The following is a 7,310-nucleotide window of genomic DNA, read 5'->3' on the forward strand; positions in this document are numbered from 1 at the left end:
TCACCGGCGCGGTCTGGGCCCGGCGACGGCAGGGCCACGACACCGTCGGGGTGAGCTTCTTCGGCGACGGCGCGGTCAACGAGGGGATGCTGCTGGAGGCGTTCAACCTGGCGGCGCTCTGGCGGGTGCCGGTGCTGTTCGTCTGCGAGAACAACGGCTACGCCACCACCATGCCGGTCGCCGGCGCGGTGGCCGGCAGCATCGCCGGCCGGGCCGCCGCGTTCGACATCCCGGCCGTCGAGGTCGACGGCCAGGACCCCGAGACGGTACGCGCCGCCGCGGCCGCCGCCGTCGACCGGATGCGCGCCGGCGGTGGCCCCGAGCTGATCGAGGCCCGGACCTACCGTTTCGACGCCCACCACACCTTCGAACACGCGGTACGCCTCGACTACCGGCCGCCGGACGAGGTGACCCGGGGCCGGGCCCGGGACCCGGTGGACATTCAGGGCTCACGGCTTGCCGACGCCGACCGGGCAGCAGTGAACGCCGAGGTCGAGGCGACAGTCGACGCGGCGGTGCGGTTCGCGCTGGACAGCCCCGAACCCGACCCGGCCGACGCGTTGGCCTACCTGTACGCCAGCGGCCTGACCGTACGCACCGGAGGTGGGTGAGGTGCCGCGACTGTCGTACCGGCGGGCGTTGACCCGGGCGCTCGCCGACGAGTTGGCCCACGACGAGGCGGTGTTCCTGCTCGGCGAGGACATCCAGGTCGGCGCGTCGCTGGTGACCACCGGGCTGGCCAAGCGGTTCGGGACCGAACGGGTCCGCGACACCCCGCTGTCCGAGCAGGCGTTCACCAGCTTCGCCACCGGGGCGGCGCTGGCCGGGCTGCGGCCGGTGATCGAGTTTCAGATCCCGTCGCTGCTGTTCCTCGTCTTCGAGCAGATCGTCAACCACGCGCACAAGTTCCCGCTGATGACCGGTGGGCAGTGCCGTGTCCCCGTCACCTACCTGGTGCCCGGCTCCGGCTCGCGGACCGGGTGGGCCGGGCAGCACTCCGACCACCCGTACAGCCTCTTCGCGCACGTCGGCGTGGTCACCGTCGTGCCGGCCACCCCGGCCGACGCGTACGGGTTGCTGGTCACCGCGATCCGCCACGACGACCCGGTGGTGGTGTTCGCGCCGGCCGCGGCGATGGACGTGCGCGACGACGTCGACGACCTGGCGCCGGTGCCGTTGGGCCGGGGCCGGATCCACCGCAACGGCTGCGACGTCACAGTGGTCGCGATCGGGCACCTGGTGCACGACGCGCTCGCGGTCGCCGAGGAGATGGCCGATCAGGTCTCGGTGGAGGTGTTCGACCCGCGCACCCTGTACCCGTTCGACATCGACGGTCTCGTCGAGTCGGTCACCCGCACCGGGCGACTCGTGGTGTTCGACGACGGCAACCGTTCCTGCGGCATGGCCGCCGAGATCATCGCCTCGGTGGTGGAGCGGGTCCGGCTGCTCGCCCCGCCGCGCCGGGTCACCCGACCGGACGGGGCGGTGCTGCCGTTCGCCCCGGCGCTGGACCGCGCCGTGCAACCCGGCCGGGACCACCTCGTCACCGCCATCCACCTGACCGTGAAGGACTCATCATGATCGACCCGAACTATCAGTGGCCGGCGGTCGGCCGGGCCTGGGCCGAGCTGCCGGAGCCGGCCCGTCGGGCCATGGTGGCCAGTGGGGCGGCGGCCTGGGAGCAGGTCTTCCACGGCCGGGCCACCTACAACAAGCAGTGGCGGTTGGCCCGGCCCCCGGTGCTCACCGCGGACGCCTGGCGGGAGCTCAACGAGGTCTGCGACCGGTTGGCGCAGCTCATCCTCGACGCCTGCCGTCGTCGCGCCGGTACCGCCGGGGAGCTGCGCCGGCTGCTCGGCGTACCGGCGGGGGAGACCCGGTTGCTGGACGAGGCCGAGCCGCTGACCGAGGCACTGCTGGCCGCGTACCGACCGGATGTGATCTTCTCCGGCGGGGTGCCGAAGTTCGTCGAGTACAACATCGACAGCAGCCTCGGCGGCGGGTTCGACGCCGACACCGTCATCCAGCGGTACGCGCGCCTCTACCAGGACCAGGGCATCCTCGACGAGCTGCCGGTGCGGGCCGCCCCGTCCCTGCTGGACCAGCGGTTCGTGGCGATCCGCGACGAGCTGCGGCTGCCCGAGGGCGCCCGGGTGGCGCTGCTGATGGACTTCGACGCCGACTACCCCGGCCTGGACGACCCGCAGACGTTCATCCGGATCCTCGACCCCCTCGCCGTACGGGCCCGGGACTTCGGCATCGACCTGGTCATCGCCCCGGTCTCCACCGCCACGGTGGACGCCGATCACCGCCTGGTCGTCGACGGCGCGCCGGTCGACGCGCTGTTCCGGCTCTTCGTGCCCAACCGGGTCACTCCGACCGCCGGCCTGGACGCGGTGGCCCGGGCCCTCGCCGCCGGCACGCTACCGATGTTCGTGTCGGCGGCGGCCTGGCTGCTCGGCAACAAGGTCACCTTCGCCTGGCTGTGGGAGGACGTGGCCGGGCTGCCCGCCGACGACCAGGCGCTGATCCGCCGGCACGTGCCGTACACGGTGCCGTTGACCGCCGCGGTGCTCGACCGGGCCATCGCCGAGCAGGCCACCGTGGTGGCGAAGCCGGCCGACGGTTCGGCCGGGCACGGGGTGCTGCTCGGTCCGGAGCTGAGCGCGACGGACTGGGCCGACGGTGTGCGGGCCGCCGTCGGCCAGGGCGGCGCGATCCTTCAGGAGTACCTGCCGACCGACCGGGTGTCGATGGACTTCGTCCAGATCGAGACCGGTGAGACGGTCACCGCCGACGTCCCGTACTCCCTGGCCCCGTACCTGTTCGGCCGCAGGGCCTCCGGCGGCCTGGCGCGGGTCGGTTACCCCGGCTGCGACGGAGTCCTCAACCTCGCCCACGGCGTCCTCCTGACCGGAGTCCTCCTGAAAACCTGACCCCCCTCCTCCCGGTGATCAAGAGGTTTCGGTCACGACACGCCGGGCTCGGTGACCGAAACCTCTTGATCACCGGTGACGGGCGCGGGTCCGGGGCGGTGGGGGGAGTGGGAGCGGGAATGGGAGAGGGAGAGGGAGAGGGCGCGGAGGGTTTCGGTTGTTGCTATGGCGTCGCTGCGGGCGCTGCCGTGGCGGCCGTCGGTGCTGTAGAGGGTGGGGTCGGCCGTCAGGGGATGGTCGGTCAGGTGGACGTGGACCGTGCCGAGGCGCTCGGCCAGGGTGGCCGTGTGGGCGGAGAGGCGGCGCATTCGTTCCCTGAGGCCGGCCCGCAGGTGCTCGGGCACCGCCGGGCTGTGCGAGACGTCGAACATGCCCACCGTGATCACGTCGGCGCCCACGTCGCGCAACGCGGTGATCATCGCGGTCAGCTCGACGTCCACCGCCGCCGCGTCGTACGCCGGGTGGAAGGCGTCGTTGCCCCCGCAGACGACCAGGGCCAGATCCGGTGCGAAGGCCAACGCCGGGGCGAGCTGGGTGGCCCGCACCTGGTGGGCGCGCAGCCCCCGTCGACCCAGATTCCGGTACGCCAACTCGGGGCGCACGGTGGTCAGCTCGGCGGCGACCCGGTCGACCCACTGCACGTCCGGGTAGCCCGGGGTCGGCTCACACATGCCCTCCACGACGCTGTCGCCGAGCGCCACGAACCGCCGCCACGGGTGCCCGTGCAGCAGTTCGGCGGCCTCCCCGGGGCGCAGACAGTACGGGTCCGTTGATTCGGTGAGCGTCGATGGCATGCCGGCACGCTAACCGACCGTCGGGCGGCCCGGCCAGGCACGGCCGGCCAGGCCGATCTCGGCCAGGTGGACAGGTCCGCCCGGGCCTGTCGGATTGGTGTCATGGGCGGGACGACGTCGGCGAACCGGGGTGGGGTGTTGGCACCCGCCCGCCCACGACGGGTGGTTGGCCGACCGCACGGTGGGAGCCCGGGGCCCCGACGGCGGAGGAGGTGACCGACGATGCGCTGACGACTGCTGGCCAGAGCTGGTGGGTAAGCGACGAGTGCGCGGCTGCCGCAGGATGACCTACGGGCAGGTCGTTGGGCGCTTGCGGGTCGCACGGGGAACACCTGCGGGCCGAAACGGATGGCTCGCAGGGTCGAGGGGTGGCTCCCTGGCCGTCGGTCGAGGCGGGCAGGACGCGCTGGCCGTAAGGTAAGGCGCTTCAGTCCTCAATGCTCATTGGCTCGAATGGCACCTCGTGCGCCTGCTTCACGATGCCGTGTTCGGTGAAGCGGCTCAAACCCCAGATGCTCATGTGCCGTGTGGGAGGATCGCTGACCGTGACGAGCCGGTCGAGCATGTTCTTCGAGCTGGTGGAACGGACATGTGCTGTGGTAGCCAGGAGGTAGGAGAGGGCGCGGCCGACTGGCACCAAGAACCGTCCATCGTCCTTGACAACGTCCGTGACCACGCGTTGAAGAAGCTCGTCGAGTTGTTCACGGATCTGGGCGGCTGCCTGCTCTCCGGCAGGGTCGCCGAAACAGTCGCCCACGGCGAACAGCGCGGCGTGGACCTCGATCACCCGAACCCTCGTGGCCTGGCTGTCATCAAGATTCAGTCGCTTGAGCCGGTCCCAGGAATGCTCGCAAGCCTCCCGCATAACAACCTGTGCCCGTTCGCGGCGTTCCTGCATGAATCCAAGGGCGAACAACGCCCGGCAGCGCAGCCACGGGTCGGCCTGGGGATGCCGGAGAACTGCTCGTAGGGCAGGTATCACCTGCGCGGCCCAGCCGCCGGCGCGTATGGCGTCGATGGCGCGGCGACGGTGGACGCCAGCGTTCTTGATGACCGCGTGTTGGAACAGTGTCTCGGTAGCTGCACGGATCCGATTGGGTATCGTGGAGTCGAGTTCCCGGCCAGCGTCGCGAATGACCCGCTGGCAGGGTTCGTCGAGATCCGGCCAGGTTGTCAGGATTTTTTTGTGTCGGCGTACATTTTGCTCCAGGGTGCCCGCAACCCATTTGAGGCCGGGCCGACGCGACGCTTCTCGGCGAAAATCGGTGATGAACTCGAAGATCTCGTCGCGGGCTGCGTCCTGATACTCGCCGTCCCAGGCTCGCTCCCACAGGCCGAAGACGGCAGTGCCGCGCTCCCGTAAGGTCGCGTTAGAATCCTTGGCGCGGGCGCGAAGCCGGTCCCCGGCCCAGTCCCGTTCCGGTGGCGACCAGATCTTTGGAATCGCGATCGCGAGTTCGAGGTCGAGCGAGCGCGCGGGGTAGAGGCTGTACTGCCGAAGCCGTTCGCAGAAGCTCAGTTGCCGCTCGACCCAGTCGCGCACCTGCTCGCCTTCAGGGCTTGATTCCCGGCGGTCCGCCTTGATGGCCAGGACGACCGCGGCCAGGGCGCGCCACACGCGGAAGCCCAGGGGTGTGCGTAAGGCCCTGTCCAGGCGCTTCTCCACGAGGTCGAAGGCGTAGCGGCTGATGCTGCCGAGCAGGATCAGCGCGTCGACGCTGGACGGAGTCGGCGCGAGGCTGCCGATCTGGATGAGTCCGTCGACGACATGGGCAAGTGTTTCTCGGTGGACGTTCCGCACATCACTCGGTGGCCGGCCGGGCTCTTCGAATTCGGCCAGGAGGATGGTGGCCTGAAGCAGCAGGATGATCGGGGGAGGGTTGCGAATGGCGAGGACGAATGGTTGGTAGAAAGGCGAGATGGTGGCCTCGACGTTCTGGCCGCTGCGTACACCAGACAGCCGGGCGGCGAAGGCCGCGAGCCCACCCGCGCGGCTGAGTTGTGGTGCTCTTCCGAGGATGACGGTGTCCAACGCTTGCAGGAACGGAATCGTCGGCCCGTTTCGCAGCGCCCGGCTGAAGTTTCCGCTGGGGTCGTTTGGCGTCGCATCACCGCCGACGCCGGCGGTGGGGTCTGGTTTGTCGCCACGATTGACCTGCTTGATCTTGGCGTGGATCTTGGCGATTTCATTCTGCGTCATCTTTGTGATCCCGGGTTCCAGCCCGGCGTCCATGTAGGCGACCTGGGCGGTCGCCGCGTAGCTGCGCAGTTGTCGTGGATCGCTGACGTCGGTCAACGTGACGGCCGGCGGCGTGCTCGCTGACGATGAGCGGTGTCGCGTGGAGGGCACTAGCGCAGGGTAACAGCGACGCTGTCTCTTGGCGGGAGTGCTGCTGTCAACTGTCCGATACGCCGCTGTCAATCACGCCGAAGTCTACTGTCGAGCGTTCGGCGTAATCGCTGTGGACGGGATAATCGATCTTGATTCTAACTGCTCTGAGCTGCGGAAACAGTGACTGCAAACCTCACTCGAAGTCACTGTGGAGCCCATTGCTTGTTGAGTTGCCAACCAGGAAGATAAATATCGACAAAAAAATTAGTGGCTCCTCCGGGAGACCGGAGGAGCCACTAGGAGTGATCGATCCGGGGGCCTAGTCCCGGAAACGATCATCACGCACGCCAGTTGCCCTAGTGAGGAGCTGACATGTATGACCCCGACAAGAATACGCCCGCCGACGCTTTCGAGGTACCCTTCGGCCTCAGTCTGAAGACGTGCAGGCCAACGCTCTACCTGGGCCTCGCCTACCTGGGTGTGAGTGGAGTCGCTCGCCCGGCTGTGACCGCCCACCAGATCGAGGCCGGCAGCGCGCAGGACTTCTCGGTCTTCGGTATGTGCCTGGTCATCTCCTTCGTCATCGCGCAGGCGCTGGAGTACAGCACCCGACCCACGCGCGGCGCCACGGTGGTGGGGAGTGTCCGCGGCGATGGAACCGCCCGGCGTTGCAACCTGATCCTCGGCTCGCTCGGCGTTCCAGTGTCGCTGCTCACCGGTCAGATGGAATGGGGCGGCCACCTGGCCGTGATCTCCCTCATCGCGGTCTGCACCCTCCTCGGCGAGGTGCTGTACCACACGTATGGCAAGAAAAATCCCTACCGACCCGTTCAGAAGCGGTCCGCTTCACGGCCGCGCAGCCGGACACGGACGGCCTGACTGACCCCGAAGGACGACCAGGATCATGGAGATCAAGCGCCAGGCGGACCGGTCCATGCGACCGGTCCGCCTCCGTTACAAGATTGTTCGCGAGGCCGGAGGTGAGTGGGCCTTCTGGCAGGGCCCGCGGTTGCGCTGCGAGTGGGGGGCTGCCTGGTCCGCCGACGCGATTCTCGCGATCGTCACTGAGCTCGTCTACCTCGAGACTTTTCAGCGGGTACGGTGGCGCGAACGGGCGAGTGCCGGCGCGACGCCGCGAACCGTCTACCTGTCCTGGCGGGTCTCCTGCCTCGACGGTTCCGGGGGGCGGCCGGGAGGTAGCCGTCCGCCCACCCCAGCGACAGGCCGCCGTCGCCCTCGGTTCTGAAT

At 69.2% G+C, this 7,310-nt stretch carries 5 protein-coding genes and 1 pseudogene; 4 read left to right on the forward strand and 2 right to left on the reverse strand.

The window, feature by feature from the left end; all coding sequences use genetic code 11:
* The 3 genes from KBX53_RS16315 to KBX53_RS16325 all read left to right on the forward strand — a co-directional run.
* Positions 1-611 (forward strand): thiamine pyrophosphate-dependent dehydrogenase E1 component subunit alpha (locus tag KBX53_RS16315; protein ID WP_247675717.1); only part of this gene is annotated, 611 nt, incomplete at its 5' end.
* A 1-nt stretch (position 612) separates the two neighbouring features.
* On the forward strand, positions 613-1,581 hold the full coding sequence (locus tag KBX53_RS16320) for an alpha-ketoacid dehydrogenase subunit beta (RefSeq protein WP_210860164.1): 969 nt from the start codon (positions 613-615) through the stop codon (positions 1,579-1,581).
* A complete protein-coding gene (locus KBX53_RS16325; RefSeq protein ID WP_210860157.1) occupies positions 1,578-2,936 on the forward strand; it encodes a hypothetical protein in 1,359 nt (452 codons plus the stop codon). Before KBX53_RS16320 ends, KBX53_RS16325 begins: the two co-directional genes overlap by 4 nt.
* A gap of 134 nt (positions 2,937-3,070) precedes the next feature.
* On the opposite strand, the pseudogene KBX53_RS16330 reads toward KBX53_RS16325, so the two are convergent.
* Both KBX53_RS16330 and KBX53_RS16335 read right to left on the reverse strand, forming a co-directional pair.
* A pseudogene (locus KBX53_RS16330) lies at positions 3,071-3,730 on the reverse strand (SGNH/GDSL hydrolase family protein); the annotation flags it as partial.
* A gap of 427 nt (positions 3,731-4,157) precedes the next feature.
* A complete protein-coding gene (locus tag KBX53_RS16335) occupies positions 4,158-6,026 on the reverse strand; it encodes a hypothetical protein (RefSeq protein ID WP_210860161.1) in 1,869 nt (622 codons plus the stop codon).
* A 408-nt stretch (positions 6,027-6,434) separates the two neighbouring features.
* Here KBX53_RS16335 and KBX53_RS16340 point away from each other — a divergent pair, with 408 nt between their 5' ends.
* Positions 6,435-6,941: a hypothetical protein gene (locus tag KBX53_RS16340; RefSeq protein WP_030333015.1), complete on the forward strand. Its 507-nt coding sequence runs from the start codon at positions 6,435-6,437 to the stop codon at positions 6,939-6,941.
* Positions 6,942-7,310: the final 369 nt, after the last annotated feature.

Source organism: Micromonospora sp. M51 (assembly GCF_018070305.1).
Taxonomy (GTDB): Bacteria; Actinomycetota; Actinomycetes; order Mycobacteriales; family Micromonosporaceae; genus Micromonospora; species Micromonospora parva.

Excerpts from the sequence above, each read along its gene's own strand:
- KBX53_RS16325 (WP_210860157.1), top strand. The coding sequence starts at position 1,578 with ATGATCGACCCGAACTATCAGTGGCCGGCGGTCGGCCGGGCCTGGGCC.
- KBX53_RS16340 (WP_030333015.1), top strand. The coding sequence starts at position 6,435 with ATGTATGACCCCGACAAGAATACGCCCGCCGACGCTTTCGAGGTACCC.